At 63.1% G+C, this 20,328-nt stretch carries 20 protein-coding genes and 1 pseudogene; 15 read left to right on the forward strand and 6 right to left on the reverse strand.

Translation table 11 applies throughout. The features are described 5' to 3' along the window. Window positions 1–221, reverse strand: a pseudogene (locus AC630_RS24585) (hypothetical protein); the annotation flags it as partial. Window positions 222–814: 593 nt separating this feature from the next. On the opposite strand from AC630_RS24585, the gene AC630_RS42955 reads away from it, so the two are divergent. Both AC630_RS42955 and AC630_RS24590 read left to right on the forward strand, forming a co-directional pair. After that, the gene (locus tag AC630_RS42955) at window positions 815–1,225 is read left to right on the forward strand and encodes a hypothetical protein (RefSeq protein ID WP_143198282.1); all 411 of its coding nucleotides are present in this window, start codon (window positions 815–817) and stop codon (window positions 1,223–1,225) included. 43 nt (window positions 1,226–1,268) lie between these two features. After that, window positions 1,269–2,438 (forward strand): tetratricopeptide repeat protein, encoded by a 1,170-nt coding sequence (locus AC630_RS24590; RefSeq protein WP_083636373.1) that lies wholly within the window; start codon window positions 1,269–1,271, stop codon window positions 2,436–2,438. Window positions 2,439–2,661: 223 nt separating this feature from the next. Here the strand turns inward: AC630_RS24590 and AC630_RS24595 are convergent, their stop codons facing one another. After that, window positions 2,662–3,021, reverse strand: coding sequence for a hypothetical protein (locus tag AC630_RS24595; RefSeq protein WP_074121020.1), 360 nt, complete (start codon window positions 3,019–3,021; stop codon window positions 2,662–2,664). Window positions 3,022–3,108: 87 nt separating this feature from the next. Here AC630_RS24595 and AC630_RS24600 point away from each other — a divergent pair, with 87 nt between their 5' ends. The 5 genes from AC630_RS24600 to AC630_RS24620 are packed head-to-tail and all read left to right on the forward strand — an operon-like array spanning window position 3,109 to window position 6,787. Next, entirely contained in the window at window positions 3,109–4,089 is a 981-nt protein-coding gene (locus AC630_RS24600) for an ABC transporter substrate-binding protein (RefSeq protein ID WP_167561271.1), read from the forward strand. A 1-nt stretch (window position 4,090) separates the two neighbouring features. Then, on the forward strand, window positions 4,091–4,828 hold the full coding sequence (locus AC630_RS24605; protein ID WP_074121022.1) for an ABC transporter permease: 738 nt from the start codon (window positions 4,091–4,093) through the stop codon (window positions 4,826–4,828). Next, window positions 4,818–5,570: an ABC transporter ATP-binding protein gene (locus AC630_RS24610; RefSeq protein WP_074121023.1), complete on the forward strand. Its 753-nt coding sequence runs from the start codon at window positions 4,818–4,820 to the stop codon at window positions 5,568–5,570. Before AC630_RS24605 ends, AC630_RS24610 begins: the two co-directional genes overlap by 11 nt. A 44-nt stretch (window positions 5,571–5,614) precedes the next feature. Further along, entirely contained in the window at window positions 5,615–6,412 is a 798-nt protein-coding gene (locus AC630_RS24615) for a pentapeptide repeat-containing protein (protein ID WP_083636374.1), read from the forward strand. A gap of 27 nt (window positions 6,413–6,439) precedes the next feature. Further along, window positions 6,440–6,787 carry a hypothetical protein gene (locus AC630_RS24620; RefSeq protein WP_143198285.1) on the forward strand — a complete coding sequence of 116 codons (348 nt, stop codon included), beginning with the start codon at window positions 6,440–6,442 and terminating at the stop codon, window positions 6,785–6,787. A 150-nt stretch (window positions 6,788–6,937) separates the two neighbouring features. Here AC630_RS24620 and AC630_RS24625 read toward each other — a convergent pair whose 3' ends face one another. Further along, a complete protein-coding gene (locus AC630_RS24625) occupies window positions 6,938–7,147 on the reverse strand; it encodes a hypothetical protein (protein WP_074121025.1) in 210 nt (69 codons plus the stop codon). Window positions 7,148–7,363: 216 nt separating this feature from the next. Between AC630_RS24625 and AC630_RS24630 the strand changes: the two genes are divergently transcribed. Further along, window positions 7,364–8,434 carry an efflux RND transporter periplasmic adaptor subunit gene (locus AC630_RS24630; protein WP_245330499.1) on the forward strand — a complete coding sequence of 357 codons (1,071 nt, stop codon included), beginning with the start codon at window positions 7,364–7,366 and terminating at the stop codon, window positions 8,432–8,434. Then, the gene (locus AC630_RS24635) at window positions 8,427–11,558 is read left to right on the forward strand and encodes an efflux RND transporter permease subunit (RefSeq protein WP_208867045.1); all 3,132 of its coding nucleotides are present in this window, start codon (window positions 8,427–8,429) and stop codon (window positions 11,556–11,558) included. The genes AC630_RS24630 and AC630_RS24635 overlap by 8 nt, the downstream gene beginning before the upstream one ends. A gap of 272 nt (window positions 11,559–11,830) precedes the next feature. Here the strand turns inward: AC630_RS24635 and pqqA are convergent, their stop codons facing one another. Both pqqA and lanM read right to left on the reverse strand, forming a co-directional pair. Next, a complete protein-coding gene (gene pqqA, locus AC630_RS24640) occupies window positions 11,831–11,911 on the reverse strand; it encodes a pyrroloquinoline quinone precursor peptide PqqA (protein WP_008562446.1) in 81 nt (26 codons plus the stop codon). 170 nt (window positions 11,912–12,081) lie between these two features. Continuing rightward, window positions 12,082–12,474 (reverse strand): lanmodulin LanM, encoded by a 393-nt coding sequence (gene lanM / locus AC630_RS24645; RefSeq protein ID WP_074121026.1) that lies wholly within the window; start codon window positions 12,472–12,474, stop codon window positions 12,082–12,084. Window positions 12,475–12,669: 195 nt separating this feature from the next. Here lanM and AC630_RS24650 point away from each other — a divergent pair, with 195 nt between their 5' ends. The 5 genes from AC630_RS24650 to AC630_RS24670 all read left to right on the forward strand — a co-directional run bounded on the left by AC630_RS24650 (window position 12,670) and on the right by AC630_RS24670 (window position 16,798). After that, the gene (locus AC630_RS24650; protein WP_074121027.1) at window positions 12,670–12,915 is read left to right on the forward strand and encodes a hypothetical protein; all 246 of its coding nucleotides are present in this window, start codon (window positions 12,670–12,672) and stop codon (window positions 12,913–12,915) included. 203 nt (window positions 12,916–13,118) lie between these two features. Beyond that, window positions 13,119–14,783, forward strand: coding sequence for a methanol/ethanol family PQQ-dependent dehydrogenase (locus AC630_RS24655; protein ID WP_074121042.1), 1,665 nt, complete (start codon window positions 13,119–13,121; stop codon window positions 14,781–14,783). Between the two features lie 10 nt (window positions 14,784–14,793). Beyond that, window positions 14,794–15,150, forward strand: a complete 357-nt coding sequence (locus AC630_RS24660) for a c-type cytochrome (RefSeq protein ID WP_074121028.1) — start codon at window positions 14,794–14,796, stop codon at window positions 15,148–15,150. Next, complete coding sequence (locus AC630_RS24665) at window positions 15,147–16,076, forward strand: substrate-binding periplasmic protein (RefSeq protein WP_074121029.1); 930 nt, start codon at window positions 15,147–15,149, stop codon at window positions 16,074–16,076. The genes AC630_RS24660 and AC630_RS24665 overlap by 4 nt, the downstream gene beginning before the upstream one ends. A gap of 296 nt (window positions 16,077–16,372) precedes the next feature. Then, window positions 16,373–16,798, forward strand: a complete 426-nt coding sequence (locus tag AC630_RS24670) for a hypothetical protein (RefSeq protein ID WP_074121043.1) — start codon at window positions 16,373–16,375, stop codon at window positions 16,796–16,798. Between the two features lie 135 nt (window positions 16,799–16,933). On the opposite strand, the gene AC630_RS24675 is transcribed toward AC630_RS24670, so the two are convergent. After that, a complete protein-coding gene (locus AC630_RS24675; RefSeq protein WP_074121030.1) occupies window positions 16,934–17,902 on the reverse strand; it encodes a helix-turn-helix domain-containing protein in 969 nt (322 codons plus the stop codon). Between the two features lie 518 nt (window positions 17,903–18,420). Between AC630_RS24675 and xoxF5 the strand changes: the two genes are divergently transcribed. After that, window positions 18,421–20,229: a lanthanide-dependent methanol dehydrogenase XoxF5 gene (gene xoxF5, locus AC630_RS24680; RefSeq protein ID WP_074121031.1), complete on the forward strand. Its 1,809-nt coding sequence runs from the start codon at window positions 18,421–18,423 to the stop codon at window positions 20,227–20,229. Window positions 20,230–20,328 lie beyond the last annotated feature (99 nt).

Genomic DNA, 20,328 nt, shown 5'->3' on the forward strand with positions numbered 1-20,328 from the left:
AGGAAAACTGGCATCTCTCGCCGTACATGGGCCTCGAGGCCGATGTCGCGCTCGATCGCGTTGGGCCGCTCCGGACGCCAGGACTGGACTGCCTTCTCCCGCTCGATGCGGAAATATTTCTCAACTGTGTGGCCCATCAGGCGCGACTCATGCATCGCTTCACCTTCCGTCTCGATACGGAACCAGGTCTTACCCTTCGGCGCGTCGCAAACATACTGCATTTCGCTCGTCCTGCGATCGCCGCGAATCTAGGGCGTCGGGCCTGCAAAGCCAACATGAGATTCGCTCCCGTATATAAGCTGCACGATCGTATAATCGGAAGTTCGGCTGCAACACCGCGCGACTATTGCCTGAGAGGCGATGGTAGAGCTCCGATCTGATGAGGCTTTGCAAAGCGGTCCGGTACGTCCAGCCTAGTAAATCTGTTCACTGAAACGTCCGCTGTGGGTCAAACTGAAAAGAACTCAAGGTGAGCAGAACGAGTCCGCTCTTGCCTTGAATGCCGACGTGCGAGCGGACATGGATTTCGGTCGCTGAGGCCACAAACGTACTCATGCTCTGCAACAACGGCTTGATCTCGGATCGCACGTCGATGGCGAGACGATCATGGTCCGGCTCGACCGAGGCGATGGAAACGAGGCTATCGGAGGAAATACAGCATCGCCTGGCGCGCCATCGTGATGGTCGCTCCCTTCCGCAAGATATGCTACGTTGAATATTTGATACATGGAATGTCAGCCAGGTCATACATACTGGCCCTTTGCCTCCCTATGGTGGAGTAGGCCCAGGCAGCCGCAACCGAAAGGGTAGCGCCATGGCTTATCATCGAATTTCAACAGGTCTCGTGGCCACGGCGCTGCTCGCGTTGCAGTTCCAGGGTTTGCGGGCGGAGACCGCACCCAAGGTCACCGAGGAAGTCGATTTCACGATCTCCTGCGGGCCGACGTCACAACAGGCATTCAACAACGCGGTTTGGACCCTGCATTCGTTCTGGTACCCCGAGGCGTTAAAGAAGTTTACCGCGATCGCCACGTCCGAGCCCGGCTGCGCGATGGCGTATTGGGGCATCGCGATGAGTCATTGGTACCCGCTGTGGTACCCCCCCGTCGCCCACAGCGCTCAAAGCGGGCTCCGAAGCAATTGCCAAGGCGACGGCGGCCCCCACCCAGACGCCGCGCGAGGCGGATTACATCGCGGCGATCGCCGCCTTCTATCGCGACAATGACAAGCTCAAACATCAGGCTCGTGCGATCGCCTACGAACAGGCGATGGAGCAGGTGTATGAACGCTATCCGGACGACCGTGAGGCCGCGGTGTTCTATGCCCTGGCGCTGAACGCCAGTGCGCTCAAGACCGACAAGACCTTCGCTAATCAGACAAAGGCGGCCGAGATCCTCAACAAGATCTGGAAGGAGGCGCCGAACCACCCTGGCGTCGTGCATTACCTGATCCACAGCGACGACTCGCCACAATTCGCCGCGGCGGGGCTGGACGCCGCGATCTGCTATGCCAAGGTCGCGCCCGACGTACCACACGCGCTGCACATGCCGTCGCACATCTTCACCCGGCTTGGCATGTGGCAGCAGTCGATCGACTCGAATCTCGCCGCTCACACCGCCGCGCTTAATTATGTGCATGCGAGCCGCGGGCCGGGGAGCTACGACCAGGAAACCCTGCACACGATGGACTATCTCGAATACGCCTATCTGCAGATCGCGCAAGATGGCCCAGCCAAAGAGGTGGTCGACGAACTTGCCGGCTTCCGCGAGATTGACGGTGCAAATCTTGCCGGGGCTTACGCTGTCGCCGCAATCCCGGTTCGTTATGTGCTCGAGCGCCACGACTGGCAGGCCGCCGCCGCGCTGAGCGGGCCGGCGATCGGCTTCCCGCTCGAGCGCTTTCCGTGGGCAGAAGCGATGATCGCCTATGCCCGCGCGCTGGGCAACGCCAAGACGGGAAACATCGCCGGCGCCGAGACGGAGATCGGCCACCTCCAATTGCTTGAAGACAAGCTGAAGGGGAACGACAGCTATTGGGCCAGCCAAGTCGAAGTCCAGCGTTTGGCGGCCGCCGGCATCCTGGCCCACGCCCGAGGCGACGACAAAAACGCCATCTCGCTGTTGCAGGCTGCGGTCGATCTGGATGCCACGATGGACAAGCACCCAGCCACCCCGTCCTCGGTGCTGCCGGCGCGCGAGCTATTGGCCGATCTGTTACTCGAACTCAACCAGCCGGCAGCTGCCTTGATCGAGTATCAGGCGGTGTTGAGTACCGATCCCAATCGCTTCCGCAGCCTTCTCGGCAAGGCCCGAGCCGCGAAACAGACGGGTGATTCCGTAACTGCTCACGACGCCTACCGGAGACTTGTGGCGCTGAGCAAGCCGGTCGGTCCGGCGCGTCCCGAACTGGCCGAGGCCACGTCCTATCTAACGAACTGACTGTCGTTGGTGCGGCCGTAAGAGATAGCTTATTTAGTTGTGTCCTCGGAAGAGCTGCCAACATGCATACGGCGGTGCAGTCTCGGCTCCGCCCCACTTCTGCTTCGGGTCCCCAGAAGCGGAAGTTTGGGGCTGCCAGATGCTCGGTCCGCTCTGTCTCCGATAGCGGACATGCCGGGGCTTTCGCTGCACGCCGGCTCAGGGCCATGCGCCGAAGGCAGCGTCAGAAACACCTCACCTCGGCTTCCGCCTGCGCGCGGCGCAGATCGTTCACGGCGGAGTTCGCCTGCTCCGATGTGCGGAACTGGACGCCGAGATTGCCGCGAACCTGGGACATGCTGAGCGCGGTCTCCGCGGTGACGTAGCGGTCGTAGGACACGATCGAGGCGACCACGTCGATGGAGCAGGAACATTGCTCGATCGACTGCCGCGTCTCGCCATTGGCTTTCATGCAGCCATAGACATATTCCGCGCGCGCCGAGGTGGGATAATCGTTGGCCTCCTCGGCCCGCGCCACGCATGCGGTCGCGGCCCACAACGCCAATGCGGCGACAATCGGTCGTAGCTGTCCCGCCTGTTTCATGAGCGTCCTCCCGCTGGTTGCGACGGAAGCTAAGCTATGCGTATTGTCCTGAAAAGGACTCCCTTCGAGGAAACGGCTCACAAGGTGATGAGAGCACTTGGTCGAACATTGGCGCTTGCGGCGACCCTGGCGCTGACGCTGGCCGCACCGGGCCGCGCCGCGGATACCATTCGCCTTGCGGTGCAGAAAACCGGAACATTCTCCTGGGAGCTGGCCGCAATCCGTGCCGCCGGCCTCGACAAGGAGGCCGACCTGTCGCTCGACGTCACCGAGCTTGCTAGCCCCGAGGCCGGCAAGATCGCGCTGCGCGCCGGCAATGCCGACATCATCCTGTCCGACTGGCTGTGGGTGTCGCGTGAGCGCGCGCTCGGCGCCAAGCTCACCTTCTACCCCTATTCCAGCGCGCTCGGCGCGGTGATGGTGCCGGCGGCGTCGCCGATCAAGACGCTCGCCGACCTCAGGGGCCGCAAGCTCGCCATCGGCGGCGGACCGATCGACAAGAGCTGGCTGCTGCTCCAGGCGCGAATGAAGCAGGACGGCATCGACCTGAAGTCGGATGCGACTATCGTCTATGGCGCGCCGCCCCTGATCGCCGCCAAGGCGCTCGACGGCGAGATGGATGCGAGCCTCAATTTCTGGAATTTCTGCGCACAGCTGGAGGCCAAGGGCTTTCGTCGCCTCACCGGCATCGAGGACATCTTGCCGAAGCTGGGCGCCAAGGGAGCCGTCTCCGCGGTCGGCTATGTCTTTGACGAGAGCTGGGCTGCGAGCCATCGCGATGCGGTGGCGCGCTTCATCGCCATGACCCGCAAGGCCAAGCAGTTGCTGGTGACCTCGGACGCGGCCTGGGACAAGATCGCGGCGCTCACCGGCGCGACCGATCCCACCATGCTCAAGACCTATCGCGACCGCTATCGCGACGGCATTCCGCGCCGGAGCATCGACGACGAGGAAAAGGACGCGCGCGTGCTCTACCGCGTGCTGGCCGAGATCGGCGGCCGCGACCTGGTCGGGCCAGCGGCCGAGCTCGATCCCGGCACGTTCTATCACGCTGTGCCCGGAGACTGAGGTGCTGCGTCTGTTCTCGTTCACCCTGTTTCTCGCGATCTGGTGGATTGCAGCGCTGCTCGTCGGCGGCGCAAAACTGCCCTCCCCGCCTGCCGTGCTCCAGGTGATGATCGCGGAGGCATCGAGCGGCGCGCTGTTCCTGCATCTCGGGGCGACGCTGGCGCGCGTCGCTCTCTCCTTCGTGCTGGCGATGTCGCTCGGCAGCGCCATCGGCTATCTGATGGGACGGGTGAAGCTCGCCGACCGGCTCGGCGATCCCTGGCTGATCCTGCTGCTCAACCTGCCGGCGCTGGTCGTGATCGTGCTGGCCTATATCTGGGCCGGACTTACCGAGGCCGCCGCGATCGCAGCGATCGCCATCAACAAGCTGCCGACCGCGATCGTCACCCTGCGCGAAGGCACCCGCGCGCTCGATCGTTCGCTCGACGAGATGGCCACCGTGTTCGCGATGCCGCGCTGGCGCGCGTTCCGCCACGTCGTGCTGCCGCAGCTGTCGCCCTATATCGCCGCATCTGCCCGCTCCGGACTGTCGCTGGTGTGGAAGATCGTGCTGGTCGCCGAACTCCTGGGACGGCCGAACGGCGTCGGCTTCGAGATCGGCGTCGCCTTCCAATTGTTCGATACGCCGCGGCTACTCGCCTATTCGCTGACATTCGCCGCCGTCGTGCTCGTCATCGAAACCTTGCTGGTGCAACCGTTCGAAGCCCGCGCAACACGGTGGCGGCCCCGTGCAGCTTGAAGTCGATATCACAGGCAAGACGTTCAGGAGCGCTGCGGGCGGAACGCACGAGGTGCTCGCGCCGCTCAGGTTCGCGGTTTGCCCCGGCGAGGTCGGTGTGCTCATCGGTCCGTCCGGCTGTGGCAAGAGCACGATGCTGCGCATCATCCTCGGACTCGATAGCGATTTCCAGGGCCGCGTCTCGCGCCCGCCGCAGGCTCGGATTGGCATGGTGTTCCAGGAGCCGCGACTGTTGCCGTGGCGCTCGGTCGAGCAGAATGTGCGGCTTGCGGCACCCGACGTCACCGACGCGAAGCTGTCGGAGTTGTTCAGGATCCTGGAGCTGGAAGCGCATCGCAGCCACTTCCCCGGCGAATTGTCCCTGGGCCTCGCCCGCCGCGTCGCACTGGCCCGCGCCTTTGCCGTCGAGCCCGATCTGCTCGTGCTCGACGAGCCCCTCGCCTCGCTCGACGACGCGCTCGCCGGCCGCTTGCGCGACGAGATCGCAACGCTGGTCGCAAGCCGCCCGGTCATGACGCTGCTCGTCACCCACAGCCTCGACGATGCGATCCGCCTCGGCGACCGCCTGTTCTTCCTGTCGCCGCGGCCGGCGCGGATCATGCACGAGGTGCCGATCGCCATCCCGCGCGAAGCACGCGGCGACGCCGAGATTGCCGCGATCAAGGCCAGCCTCGTCCATCGGACCCAAAACGGACAAGATGGCGAACATGGCGGTGAACGCGCCAGTCGGGATATCTCATAGTCAGCGGCGGCAGGCGCGTGCTAAACAGGCCGGCAGCGGAGTTGATGATGAAGCGAACGGTCGCTCTGACGACACTTGGCCTCGTTGTTGTCGCGATGACTGCGAGCGCGCAGGATATGATGCGCGACGTCGACCTGTCCTCGCCCGCAATGGTTTCGGCTGAACTGAGCCGGCAGGAGGTCGAAGCCGTGCTGGCCAAGGCAAGCGCTGCCGCGCCGGCCGACTTCACCGGCAAGCGGCTGTCGGGACTCGACCTCTCGGGGCTGGACCTTTCCAACGCAATCTTCCGCGCAGCGCGTCTCAACAAGGCCAGGCTCGCCGGCACAGTGCTCGATCATGCAGTCCTCGATCAAGCGTGGCTCCTGGACGCCGACCTCACAGGCGCAAACCTGAAGGGCGCCAACCTGTTCGCCTCGCAGATGGCACGCGCCCATCTCGACGGTGCGGATCTGACAGGGGCACGCATCGCCGCCGACCTCACCGGCGCAAGCCTGATCGGCGCCTCGATCGCGGACGCGCATCTGGGGGCCGACATGCGCAACCAGTCGATGGGTCTGATGCGCGCGGTGTTGCGATCGGCCAATTTGGCTGGGATCAATGCGCGCAACGCCGACCTATCGCGCGTCGATCTCGAATTTGCATCCCTCAAGGGGGCAGATTTGAGCGGCGCATCGCTCAAGAACGCCCAGCTTGCCGGAGCCGACCTGACCGGCGCGACCGTCATCGATGCCGATTTCGAGGGCGCCGATCTCGCCTCGGCAAAGCTGATCGCTCCGGTCGGCCTTGACCGGGCCAGGAATTTCGACAAGGCAAAGAACCGCGAACGCCTGATCACGGAATGACGGCGTTTGCTTTGGGAGGACTGGCTGATGCGTTGGGTTCTGGCTGTGATCGCGTTGTTGGCGTGTGCCGGCGAAGCCGCCGCGCAGAGCAAGGGCAAGGGCATCCGGCTCTGGAATCTGACCTCGGAGACCATTTCCGGCTTCCAGCTCGCACCGGCCGGCAAGACCGACTGGGGTCCGAACCAGACCCTGAACGACAAGGACAAGGAGGTCGACCACGACGAGCGGCTGCGCATCACCGGCGTCGAACCCGGCCGCTACGACGCCAAGGTCAGCTATCCCAATTCACGGCAGTGCACCGTCCGAGACATCGAGATCAAGGCGGATGCGGTGTTCTCGATCGCCGACAAGGATCTGAAGGACTGCACCAAGTAATCTACTGCGTCACAGGCAGCTTCCCCTCATCCTGCGGAGCAGGCGTCGCGAAGGATGGCGACGCGCGAGAGTCGGGCCTTCATGGTTCGAGACGCGCTTCGCGCTCCTCACCATGAGGTGCGCTGGCACAGCAGGGGGAGCGCGAGTGCGTCACGCCTTGTCGTTCGGATGGGGATATTCGCAGCGCCAGCGCACCGCGTGCCACTTCGGATGCTCGCCGACCCATTGCGCGATATAGGGCGGCGCGGCCATCGCGCATTGTGCCGGCGAGCCGCCATATTTGAACACCAGATGCTGCTCCTCGCAGGTCGCAGGCGAGAGCACCGCACACACGGTCACCACCAGGTCAATCGGGTTCATGCCGGGATCCCCTCGCAACGCCGACGGAATTTAGCACAAGAGGCTACGCTCCAAGGAGCGGGAAGTTTCAATTCCGATCGAGACGAAGCGGGAACCTCGCGGTCACGGCCTCGCATCCAGGTGCACCGACCTTCACCGAATTGGCAGACGTGAAACCAGCGCCTTGCCGCCGGTTCATTTCGTCAATAAGCTGGTCCCACAACTGCTAACAGGCTGATGGCTCTTACGGAAACCTCTTGGCGCGGCGGCGCGGTCGCTGTGTGCGTGCTGGCGCTCATCGCCGGCACCGGGGCTATCGTGGGTCAAATCCGGCGAGCAGCTGCGGAGCCGCAACAGCCAGACCAGTCGAATTCGGGCCGCACCGAGCCTTCCCGCACCGCAAACACCGACCAGGCAGCGGTCAAGCTTACGCCCAGCCAGCAGGGACAGGTCGGACTCGAAACCGCGGTTGTGGAAGCCGCTCCCCATTCGGAGCAATTCCGCGCTTACGGCGCGGTGCTGGACATCTCCCGCGTTACGGAGCTCACCAATAGCTACGCTAATGCGCAGGCTCAACTTCAGACAGCGCAGGCCAAGCTCGAAGTCGCAAAGAGCGCATTCGACCGGACCAAGAATCTCGTCGACTCGGCTGCGCTCCCAAAAAAGGAAGCGGAAACCGCAGAAGGAACGCTGCGGACCGACAAGGCCGCGCTCGCCGCAGCGGAATCGCAGCTCCGGACTCTCGCGGCAACGGCACAGCAGGAGTGGGGGCCGGTGATTGGCCGGGGAATCGTCGAGCGCTCGCCCGCCATTGTCAGGCTGATCGAACGCGATCAGTTTTTGGTTCAGGTGACGCTGCCGCCGGGCGTGACTGTCACTGGGACTCTGGGAGCAGCCCTGGCACAAGCGCCGACGCGAAATGCGAATATCGATCTCCAGTACATCTCCCCAGCAACACGCACCGACCCTCGTATTCAGGGATTGAGCTATTTCTTCTCCGCGCCCGGCGATAGTGGTCTGCTGCCCGGCATGAACACGATTATCTATGTGCCGTCAGGCAACACTTACGAGGGCGTGTTCATCGAGGATACCGCGATTGTGCGATGGCAAGGGCGATCGTGGGTTTACCTGCGCGTGAGCCCCGATAGCTTCCGACGGCATCCGATCAGCACGGATCAACCGGTCTCGGATGATGACTACGTCGTCCGAAATATCCCATCGGGGTCCGAAATCGTAATCCGGGGCGCACAGGTCTTATTGTCCGAGGAGGCCAAGAGCGAGCTTCGGGGCGGCGATGACAATGACTGACGGCATCGACTCCAACAGGTCGGGACCGCAAGCTGCTCTCGTCGCCTTCGCTATCCGCTTCCGCGGCCTCGTGCTTGCGCTTTCGTTCGCACTGCTGGGCTATGGCCTGTTCGCGCTCGGCGAAGCCAAATACGGAGTCTTCCCCGAATTCGCGCCGCCACAGGTCACGATCCAGACTGAAGCTCCTGGCCTCAGCCCGGAGCATGTCGAGATTCTGGTCACGCAACCGATCGAAACATCGATCAACGGCTTGGCCGGCGTCGAAAGCCTGCGCTCGTCGTCGATCCAGGGCCTCTCCGTAGTAACAGTCATCTTTCGGCCGCGCAGCGATATCTACCGGGCGCGCCAATTGGTGACGGAGCGTCTCGCAGTCGTGGCCGCGCGGCTGCCGCAAGGCGTTCAGCCGCCGTCGATGACACCATTGACCCCGCTGGCCGGCACTGTGCTGGTCATTGGCCTGACGTCCGATCAACGTTCGCTGATGGATCTGCGCACCATTGCGGACTGGACCGTGGCAAGACGACTTCTGGCCGTACAGGGCGTGGCACAAGTATCCACTTACGGAAAAGATGTCCGATCTCTGCAAGTTCAGGTCCGGCCCGACGACCTGATCCGGTTCCGGGTCGGCCTGAATGACGTGCTGACCGCCGCGCGCAAGGCCACCGGTGTACGGGGTGCCGGATTCATCGACACCGCCAATCAGCGCATCACGCTGCAAACCCAAGGGCAGTCTTTGACGTCCGACCAGCTTGCCCGCACGGTTCTTCTGCACGAAGGCGGCGCAAGCGTGGTTCTCGGCGACGTTGCCACTGTCGTGACCGCTCCCGAGCCGCCAATCGGGGCGGCCCTCATCGACGGCGTGCCTGGCATCATGCTCATGGTCAGCCAGCAATACGGCGCAAATACGCGAGAGGTCACCACACGGGCGGAAGCGGCGCTGCAAGAACTGCGACCCGGCCTCGAAGCCGACGGGATTCAGCTCCATGCGGACATATTTCGCCCTGCCAATTTCATCGACGCAGCCACTGGGAACGTGCTCAACGCCCTGTTGATCGGTGGGGCACTCGTGGTCGTCGTTCTGTATCTATTTCTGTTTGACTGGCGCACCTCGATTATCAGTTGCACCGCTATCCCCCTATCGTTGATGGCGGCCGTGCTCGCACTGCAATGGCTGGGCGAAACTCTCAACACGATGACGCTGGGCGGCCTTGCAATCGCGATCGGCGAAGTCGTCGATGACGCCGTGATCGGCGTCGAGAACGTCGTGCGTCGATTGCGCGACAATCGTCGGGCAACGGCGCCGAAACCCGAGGCTCGCGTCGTGCTCGACGCTTTCCTCGAGGTGCGAACCGCCGTTGCCTATGCGACGTTTGCGGTGCTGCTGGTCTTCTTTCCGGTCCTCGCGCTTTCCGGCATTGCCGGCCGTCTCTTCGGCCCGTTGGGCATCGCCTACATCTTCGCCGTGCTCGCCTCGCTCGCGGTCGCGCTTACAGTGACGCCGGCGTTCTCCATGCTGCTCCTCGTCGGGAGGACCGGCGGACAGCGCCTGCATGAACCACCAGCGGTGCGGTGGTCTCGTCGCCACTACCGAGCCTTGCTGCGTCGTATCGGCCGCTTCCCGAAGCTGGTGATGACGGCGGCCGCGGCCGTCACGATCGCCGGCGCGGCGATGCTGCCTTTCTTTGGCGGGACCTTCCTGCCGGACCTGCGGGAAGGCCACCTGATCCTGCACGTCTCCGCGATCCCCGGCACCTCGCTCGACGAATCCCTTCGTATCGGCAAACTGATGACGGATACGCTCCGACATATCCCGGGCATCCGCAGGGTGGCGCAGCATGCAGGCCGAGCCGAGGCCGGCATCGACACTGTTGGTCCTCATTCCAGCGAGTTCGAGATCGACTTGGAGCCAGGGCTCTCGGGTCAGGCACAAACCGCAGCAGAAGCGCGCATCAGGGCCGCATTGGCCGACTTTCCCGGGGTTTCCTTCTCGAGCAAGACCTACTTGACGGAGCGGGTGGAAGAGACCGTCTCCGGCTTCACCGCGGCGGTGGTCATCAACATCTACGGGCCCGATCTCGATTCACTCGAGCGCGCTGCGCGCGACGTAGCTCGAGAACTCGACGAAGTCGCTGGCGCCATCGACGTACAGCAACGATCCCCGCCGGGGATGCCGCAGGTGAATGTCACGCTTCGCCCGACCGATCTACAGCGCTGGGGGCTCGATGCTGTCGAAGTGCTCGAACTGATCCGCACCGCCTATCAGGGCGACGTCGTCGGCCAGGGATATGAAGGCAATGCTGTCTTCAATGTCATCGTGATCCTCGACGGGCCTGCCCGAGCCCGGCTTACTCAGATCGGTGACCTGCCGGTACGCACGCCGAGCGGAGCTTACATTCTGCTGAAGCAAATCGCTGACGTCTACGAAACCTCGGGTCGTTATCAGATCCAGCACCAGAATGCGCAGCGCGTTCAGACCGTAACGGCGAACGTCAGCGGACGCGATCTCGAATCCTTCGTGGCCGCCGTCAAACGCAAGCTTGCCCGCGAGGTCGCCCTCCCTCCCGGCGCTCATCTTGAATTTGCCGGAGCGGCCGAGGCTCAAGCCCGGTCGCGGCGCGATCTCATCGTCAACTCGTTGCTGGCCGGGACGGGTATCATCGTTCTGCTCTCGATGGTTACCGGCCATTGGCGAAATCTGTTGCTGGTGATGATCAACCTGCCGTTTGCGTTGGTCGGTGGCGTGCTCGCATTAGCATTGACGGATGGCCTGCTTTCGCTCGGATCGATGGTCGGCTTCGTCACGCTGTTCGGAATCACACTGCGGAACTCCATCCTCATGATTTCGCACTACGAACACCTCGTCCTCGTCGATGGTCGTGTGTGGGGATCCGAAACCGTAATCGAGGGCGCGGCAGATCGTCTTGTCCCGATTTTGATGACGTCTCTTGTGACCGGCCTGGGATTGTTGCCGCTCGCGATAGGCGCAGGAGAACCCGGTCGCGAAATCGAGGGTCCGATGGCGATCGTCATCCTCGGGGGTCTCATGACCTCGATGGCACTTAGTCTGCTGGTTCTGCCTACCCTTGCGCTTCGGTATGCACGTTTCAAGACCCGTGCTGAGTGAACGCAAAGCCGCGTAACGGCCTCAATCACGTTCGCCGCGAAAGTGGCGCCGACGCTGACCAGGCGACGCAATACAACGCACAAGCTGACGGTTGAGACTTCGAGCGCAGTCCTCGATCGCTATCGTGGCCGACGCTAGCCGCGGCTGCCCTCACGAAGGGATAGGAAGCCAATAGAACTGCGCTGAAGAAGAAGGCGGCGAGAAATGGCAGGCCAAACACTGCCGCGGCTTCGATAGCATTCGCCATCGAAGCCGCGGCAGGTTCGTCGGTCTTACTTGCGCGAAGCGCAGGCGTACATGTTGATTTCCATGCCGACCGGCACTTCCACGATCTTCGGAGCTTTCCAAGCCATTCGGGGTCTCCCAAGGTATTGAGCGCGACATCGCGCTGGGCAAAACCTAGGGCTGCATCAGGCACAGCGCAAGTCTGGAATCGAAGTGCAACACAGTGAACTGTCGCATTGCGCTCGCAAATTTCCCTCTCGGGCAAATCACCTTCGCTCCCAGTCAAGCGCCACGACTCTCACCGCAACAGTCTCAGCAGAGCGCGGCCGGCGCGCGAATTCAGCTCCTTCGCATCCAGCGTTCCGTCCTTGTCGGGATTCGCTGCGTTGAAGCGCTGCTCCACCACCGACAGATATTCCTCGAGCGTGAGAGTGCCATCGTGATCGGGATCGGCGGCGGCGAGTTCTTTCGCCGTTAACCGTCCGCGCAGTTCGCGTGCGTCCAGCGTGCCGTCGTGATCGGCATCGAGCTTTGCGAACAGCGCAGCTGCGGCCTTCTTCACCTCGGCGAGATCGAGCGTGCCGTCATTGTCGGTGTCGAACATCTTGACGGCGTTGCCCGATGCCGACCAGGCCGGACCGGACAGCAATGCCAGCGTGAGTGAAAGCGCAACAGTGCGACGCGATATCATCCAAACCTCCCTGACCTTGAGCCCCCGATTCGCGCGGGATCGAGACAACTTAAGTCCGCAAGCGCGCCCCGGTTCAAGGGCGAAATCGATACGGCCGCCTGCTCGTGCTTAAACATCGACGGAATTCGGGTGGACCACCGGCCAGTGCCCTCGCACTATTGCACGTCATGCCGTGCTGCACCAGCGAGGCCGCTCATGATCCGCCTGATGACGATTCCCCTCTGTTGCGTCGTTACGTTGTGCCTTGTCTCGCCCGTCGCGGCGGAGAGCGGCGTTCATCCCAAACCCGTGCCGGTGCGACCCGCGGGCACACTGACCGGCAAGGAGCGCCTCGGCCCCAAATGGACCGACGAGCAGCGCATCGACAATTGCAACGTGCCGGCCGACAAGCGTGGATCCCGGCCGCGCCCGACGTTGTGCCCGGGCCATCTGATCAACTAGCCTCCGCGCCAATCCGCGCCGCGGAAATTGGTGCAGCGCATTCGCGCAAGACGAGCAAAATTTATCGAGGATTACCGCGCGAAGCCTGGCATCTGGCGTCCAACAAATCGGCAACTCGCTTTTGAATTTCATATTGACGACTTTTGCAATCGGACCGAGTGTTGCTCCCGCAGCGTCAAGAGGCGCGCTATTGGGAGGAACGGATGAAACGCTTTGCGATGGCCGCGAGCCTCGTCATATCCGCATGCTCGGTTGCGAGCGCACAAACGACCGAACAATTGGTCAAGGGTGCAACCGATACATCGAACGTTCTCAACTACGGGATGGGCTACAATCTGCAGCGCTTCTCGACGCTGAACCAGATCAACAAGGACACCGTCAAGAATCTCGTCCCGGTCTGGAACTACAGCTTCAACGACGATCGCAGCGAGGAATCGCAGCCGCTGGTGTACCAGGGCGTAATCTACGTGACCTCGCACAACGCGACCATGGCGGTCGACGCCAAGACCGGCAAGCAGATCTGGAAATCCAAGATCGAATATCCCGCCGAGACGCCGCGCATCGTGTGCTGCGGCATCATCAATCGCGGCGGCGCGCTTTACGACGGCAAGCTGTTCCGCACCACCCTCGACGCCAACGTGATCGCGCTCGATGCCAAGGACGGCAAGGAGCTGTGGCGGCAGAAGGCGGCCGACATCAAGGAAGGCTATTCGATGACGGTGGCCCCGCTGGTCGCCGACGGTGTCGTCATCACCGGCATCTCCGGCGCCGAGTTCGGCACCCGCGGATTCATCGACGGCTGGGATCCGGCAACGGGCAAGCATCTTTGGCGCACCTATTCGATCCCCTCGCCGGACGAGCCCGGCGGCGACACCTGGAAGGGCGACACCTGGAAGCTCGGCGGCGGCTCGACCTGGATCACGGGCTCCTACGATCCCGAGTTGAACACGGTCTATTGGGGCATCGGCAATCCCGGCCCATTTAACGCAGCGGTACGCCCCGGCGACAACCTCTACACCTGCTCCGTGCTGGCGATGGATCCCAAGACCGGCAAGATCAAGTGGCATTACCAGTTCTCGCCGAACAATCCATTCGACTATGACAGCGTGGCCGAGATGGTCCTCGCCGACATGAACGTCGAGGGCAAGCCGACCAAGGTGCTGATGGACGCCAACCGCAACGGCTTCTTCTACGTGCTCGACCGCACCAACGGAAAGGTGCTCGCGGCCAATCCTTACGTGAAGGTCAACTGGGCGAGCGGCGTCGACCTGAAGACGGGACGGCCGATCGAGACCGACGTCGTGAAGGATGCGCGCGACGGCAAGAAGGTCACGGTCTATCCGTCGATCCTCGGCGGCAAGAACTGGGAGCCGATGTCGTTCAATCCACAGACCGGCCTCGCCTATGCCAACACGCTCGCCTTCGGCGGCAGATACAAGACCGAGCCCATCACCTTCAAGCAGGGCGAATGGTATCTCGGCATGGACCTCACCGACCCCTGGGAATGGGGTGACGGTCCGCGCGGCCACCTCAAGGCGATCGACCCCATGACCGGCAAGGCGAAGTGGGAGGCACCCAGCGACATCCCGCGCTTCTCCGGCGTGCTGTCGACCGCGGGCGGCGTCGTGTTCACGGGCGCGCTGACCGGCGAGTTCGAGGCATTCGACGCCGACACCGGCAAGAAGCTCTGGCAGTTCCAGACCGGCTCCGGCATCGAGGGACAACCGGTGACCTGGCAGCAGGACGGCGTGCAGTATGTCGCCGTCACCTCTGGCTATGGCGGCGTCTACTCGCTGTTCTCCGGCGACGAGCGGCTCGCCAAGGTGCCGCCCGGCGGCTCGCTGTGGGTTTTTGCGGTCAAGCAGTAACCACGGCCAGATGCTGAGGGAAATATCTCACAAGACGGCGGCGATCCTCGCCGCCGTCGCGGTGCTGATGGTCGCGCTTGCGGCGACCGTCCGTGCCGCGGATGACGCAACCGGCAATCCCGTGCAGGCACAGATCGACCATGGCAAGTCGACCTATGCCGAGAAATGCTCGCACTGCCACGGCCCCAATTTGATGAACTCCGGCACCATCACCCCAGACCTGCGCGCCTTCCCCGACGACAAGACACGCTTCGTCACCACGGTGAAGAACGGCAAGAACAACAGGATGCCGCCCTGGGGAGACATCCTCAACGACGACCAGATCGGGGATCTCTGGGCCTTCATCTCCAGCCGGAGGAAGCCATGAGGCGCTGGCTCGTTGCATGGAGCGTTACTGCGATCCTCGTGGCGGCGCCCGCGACCGCACATGCGGCCGATGATCCGCTGAAGGTCTGCCTCGACGAGGACCGGCCGCCACTCTCGATGCATCACAAGGGCAAGCCGGACGCTGGGTTCGACGTGCTGCTGGCGCAGGCGATCGCGGAACGGATGGGACGGCCGCTCAAGATCCAGTGGTTCGAGAGCAAGCTGGACGAGGATTCGAGCCCTCAGCTCGAGGCCAACGCCTTGCTCTCCGACGGTCGCTGTTCGCTCGTCGGCGGCTATGCGCTGACAACGGACTCGCTGGCCGCCCCCGGCATGAAGACGGCGCGCTTGCCGGACTTCAGTGGGGCCACGCGCGACGACCGGCGCCGCCGCGTCGCGCTCAGCGTGCTCGCGCCGAGCCAGCCTTACGTCTATTCGCCCATGACGGTCGTGCTCGGGCCGAAGGCGCAGGGTCGCAAGATCGGCGACATCGGCGATCTCGCAGGCCTTCGCCTCGCGATCGAGAGCGGCTCGCTCGGAGATGCCGTCCTGATGACGTTCGACAAGGGACGCCTGATCGACAACATCACCCATCTCGTCCCCGGTCGCGACGACCTCCTCGGCGCACTTCAGCGCGGCGACTATGACGCGACGCTGATGGACCTCGCCCGTCTCGACGCCCATCGCGCCGCGCATCCCGACACGGCGATCACCGCCTCCGGCTACTATTATCCGATCGGCGCCAATCGCGGCTATGTCGGGCTTGCGAGCGATGGCGCGCTGATCGATGCCGCCAACAAGGCGCTGACGGAGCTTGCCGCGGAAGGCAAGATCGCCGCATTCGGCAAGAAGGCCGGCCTCACCTACCTGCCGCCGCGCGAGCCCGCGATCCTCGGCGATGTCTGGATGAAGATCATTCAGCGGTGAGGTAGACCGTCATTCCGGGGCGCCCGCAGGGCGAACCCGGAATCCATTCCCCAACACCACACGCGGCCCGATGGATTCCGGGCCTGCGTGCTGCGCACGCATCCCCTAATGACGGTGGGTGTGGCAGGCGGTCGGGCGCAACGGCATCGACGCGCGTTGATCGTCGTCCGCCCGATGGCCGCCGCCTATTTCATCGGGCATCCAACCAAAGCCTAGTGTCGGAGACGAATTTGCCGGCTATGATCGTGCGCCGCGACAGGAAGCCCTCATCGGGGCGGACGAGAAAGGCCTATCGCATGACACCGGATGCCATCGCCATAGCTGTCATGATTATTCTGCTCTTTCCGATGGGCTATTTCACGCTGGCGTCGCCGGCCTTCCTGCTGGTGAAGCTCGACATCCAGCCCGTCGCCCAGCTCTTGCGCGGAATGTTCAACATCCACTTCCTGGTGATGAGCGTTGCCGGCGTCGCCGGGACGCTGGCGCTCATCGTCGCCGGTCGGTTTGTCTTTGCGGCCGGTGTCGGTCTGATTGCCGCTCTCGCAATCTGCGGGCACCGCTGGTTCATGCCGCGGATGGACGAACAGCTCAGCGCGAGGGACGCAGGCGACACCGAAGCTCCGCGTCGGCTGCGGCGGTTGCATTGGAGCGGAATGCTCTGCAACGCGGTGCTGCTCGTCGCTCTCGTGGCCAGCATTCCCTATATAGCCATGTCGGCCTGAGCGACATCGCAATTGCGGCGGCTGCCGTCACTGCGCTAGGCCTTCGTCCTGGCAAATCCGGCGCCCCGCCTTCACGCCAATTCCTTGAACGACGAAGCACGGAATGCCCGGCAAAAGGGCTGCGCCCCTGTCTGCCTAGTGCTCGTCCGCGGCTAAAGCACCGTGCTGCGCCTTGTGGATCGAGGACGGCACTACGCCAAAATATTTCCGGAACACGCGGCTGAAATGCGATGAGCTGGAGAAGCCCCAGGAGAACGCGACGTCGGTGATGGTCTTGCCGGCGTGTGCCTCGAGCTCCTGGCGGCAGTTCTGCAGGCGCGCCTGCCAGATGTAGTCGCTCACCGTGGTGCCGCGCTCGCTGAACAGCATGTGAAGGTAGCGCTTGGAGCAGCCGAGCTCGGCGGAGATCTGGTCGATGCACAGATCCGGATCGCGCAGATGCTCGCGGATGAAGAACTGCGCGCGCACATACATCGCCTCGGGCCCGACGCGATCGAACATCGTGTCGGCTTCGCGCAGCGGCAGCAGCAAGAGGTCGATCAGCGAATCGGCAACACCGACCGCACTGTTCGCCGACAGCTTCGCCGCCTCGTCGAAGGTGGCATGGACGAAATCATGGGCGATCCGACCCGTACCTGTCTTCGCCGACAATTTGCACGCCGGCATCCGCTGCGAGGGGAATCCGCGGTCGCGCAGCAGAGCCTTCGGCACGATCACCACGTCGTGGCGCGTGAAGGCGGGGCTGATGATCAGATGCGGACATGAAACGTCATAGGCGAGGATGTCGCCCGGGTTCAGCTCGATGTGGCGGCCTTCCTGCTCGAAATAGGACACGCCGTAGGTCTGGAAGTGGATTTTTATGTACGGGTGTTCATTGCCCTTGGCGCGCGCCAGCGTGTGCGCGATGCGATGCTGGCTCACCTCGATCTGGCAGAGCTTCAGGCGCGAGACGGTGGTGTAGTCGATGCGGCCTTCGAGCGAGGATGCCTCCAGCGGATCGACGTCGAAGTGTCCGCACAGGCTCGTCAGCCCGTCGACCCAGCTCTGGATCTGCCGCTTCGGCGTCAGTCCGGTCGTCGAGAGCGTGTGAATTGTGTCGGGCATTAATCCAGCCACTGGTTTTCATCCGGAGATTCGACACGAGTCGGGACCAGCGCTGCCGGAGCCCTCAGCCATGATTGCGCGACGTTTACCTCAAATTTGGGCGATCTTTTGGAACGTGCGCCACCCTTGAAAGTTAATCCTCCGCCTTAGTCGCAGCGCCGTCAAGGGGAACATGAGCGTTGAGCGCCGCACCACTCGGCGCCGAAGCTGCTGAATTCGCTACCGCAAAATCAAAAACTTCGCCTCCGTGCGCTGTCGAGCAAACCAGCTTCGCTCTTGGGCAAGTTTCCCGATGGTGAAGTCGTTAGGGATTGCGACAGGAACAACAAGAACGGGCCGCCCCTGCACGTGGACCCGTGGCTCTCATCAGGAGGAGGGAAACAGCACAGCATCGTTTCTGGTCCCCAACGTGACCGCCCTGCAAACGTGACCGCCCTGCACGAGCAGACGCCGGACGAGAAGCCCGGTGATTAAACAATGCTTCGGAAACAATAAACGAGACCAACGGAGGAATGACTATGCGCAAGGTGCTATTGGCGACCTTTCTTGGCTCCGCGGCGGCTCTCGCCGTCGGGAGCGCGTCAGCCAATGACGAGCTGATCAAGATGTCGCAGAACCCGAAAGACTGGGTGATGCCGACCGGCGACTATGCCAACACCCGCTACTCGAAGCTGAACCAGATCAACGCGCAGAACGTCGGCAAGCTCCAAGTCGCCTGGACCTTCTCGACCGGCGTGCTGCGCGGCCACGAGGGCGGCCCGCTGATCATCGGCAACATCATGTACGTCCACACGCCGTTCCCGAACAAGGTCTACGCCATTGACCTTTCGCAGGAGAACAAGATCGTCTGGAAGTACGAGCCGAAGCAGGATCCGAACGTCATCCCGGTGATGTGCTGCGACACGGTTAACCGCGGCCTCGCCTACGGCGACGGCAAGATCTTCCTGCATCAAGCCGATACCACCCTTGTCGCACTCGACGCCAAGACCGGCCAGGTTGCCTGGACCGCCAAGAATGGCGACCCGAGCAAGGGCGAGACCGGCACGTCGGCGCCCATGGTCATCAAGGACAAGGTGCTCATCGGCATCTCCGGCGGCGAATTCGGTGTCCAGGCTCATATGACTGCCTACGACATCAAGACCGGCAAGGAGGTCTGGCGCGGGTATTCGGAAGGGCCGGATAACCAGCTTCTGGTCGACGACAAGACCACCGCGCTCGGCAAGCCGATCGGCAAGGATTCCAGCCTGAAGACCTGGCAAGGCGATCAGTGGAAGATCGGCGGCGGTGCCACATGGGGCTGGATCTCCTACGATCCCGAGCTGAACCTGATCTATTACGGATCGGGCAACCCATCGACCTGGAACCCGAAGCAGCGTCCCGGCGACAACAAGTGGTCGATGACGATCTGGGCGCGTAACCCGGATACCGGCGTTGCCAAGTGGGTCTATCAGATGACGCCCCACGACGAGTGGGACTATGACGGCGTCAACGAGATGATCCTCTCGGATCAGCAGATCAACGGCCAGCCGCGCAAGCTGCTGACCCATTTCGATCGTAACGGCCTCGGCTATACGCTCGATCGCGCCACTGGCGAACTGCTGGTCGCCGAAAAGTACGATCCGAAGGTGAACTGGACCTCCGGCGTCGACATGGACAAGAACTCGCCGACCTATGGCCGTCCGAAGGTGCTCGACGCAGCTTCGACCGACAAAGCGGGCGAGGACCACAACGTGAAGGGCATCTGCCCGGCCGCGCTCGGCACCAAGGACGAGCAGCCGGCGGCCTATTCGCCGGACACGCAGCTGTTCTACGTTCCGACCAACCACGTCTGCATGGACTACGAACCGTTCAAGGTGAGCTACACCGCGGGCCAGCCCTATGTGGGCGCAACGCTCTCGATGTATCCGCCGCAGGGTGAAAGCCACATGGGCAACTTCATCGCCTGGGACGGCAAGACCGGCAAGATCGTCTGGTCGAACAAGGAGCAGTTCTCGGTCTGGTCGGGTGCGCTCGCAACCGCCGGCAACGTAGTCTTCTACGGCACGCTCGAAGGCTACCTGAAGGCTGTCGACGCCAAGACCGGAAAGGAGCTCTACAAGTTCAAGACTCCGTCCGGCATCATCGGCAATGTCACCACCTATGAGAACGGCGGCAAGCAGTACGTCGCCGTACTCTCCGGCGTGGGTGGCTGGGCCGGCATCGGTCTGGCAGCGGGGCTGACCGATCCGACCGCCGGTCTCGGCGCAGTCGGCGGCTACGCAGCTCTCAGCAACTACACGGCGCTCGGCGGTACGCTGACCGTGTTCGCGCTGCCGGCGGCGAACTAGCCTCAACTCCGTATCGCTCCGGCGCGTGGATCAACTCCGCGCGCCGGCTCGTCTCCACCGAACGCCTTCGAGGAAGCCCTCTTGCATAAAATCTGCTCT

The organism is Bradyrhizobium sp. AS23.2 (assembly GCF_001908185.1).
Lineage (GTDB): Bacteria > Pseudomonadota > Alphaproteobacteria > Rhizobiales > Xanthobacteraceae > Bradyrhizobium.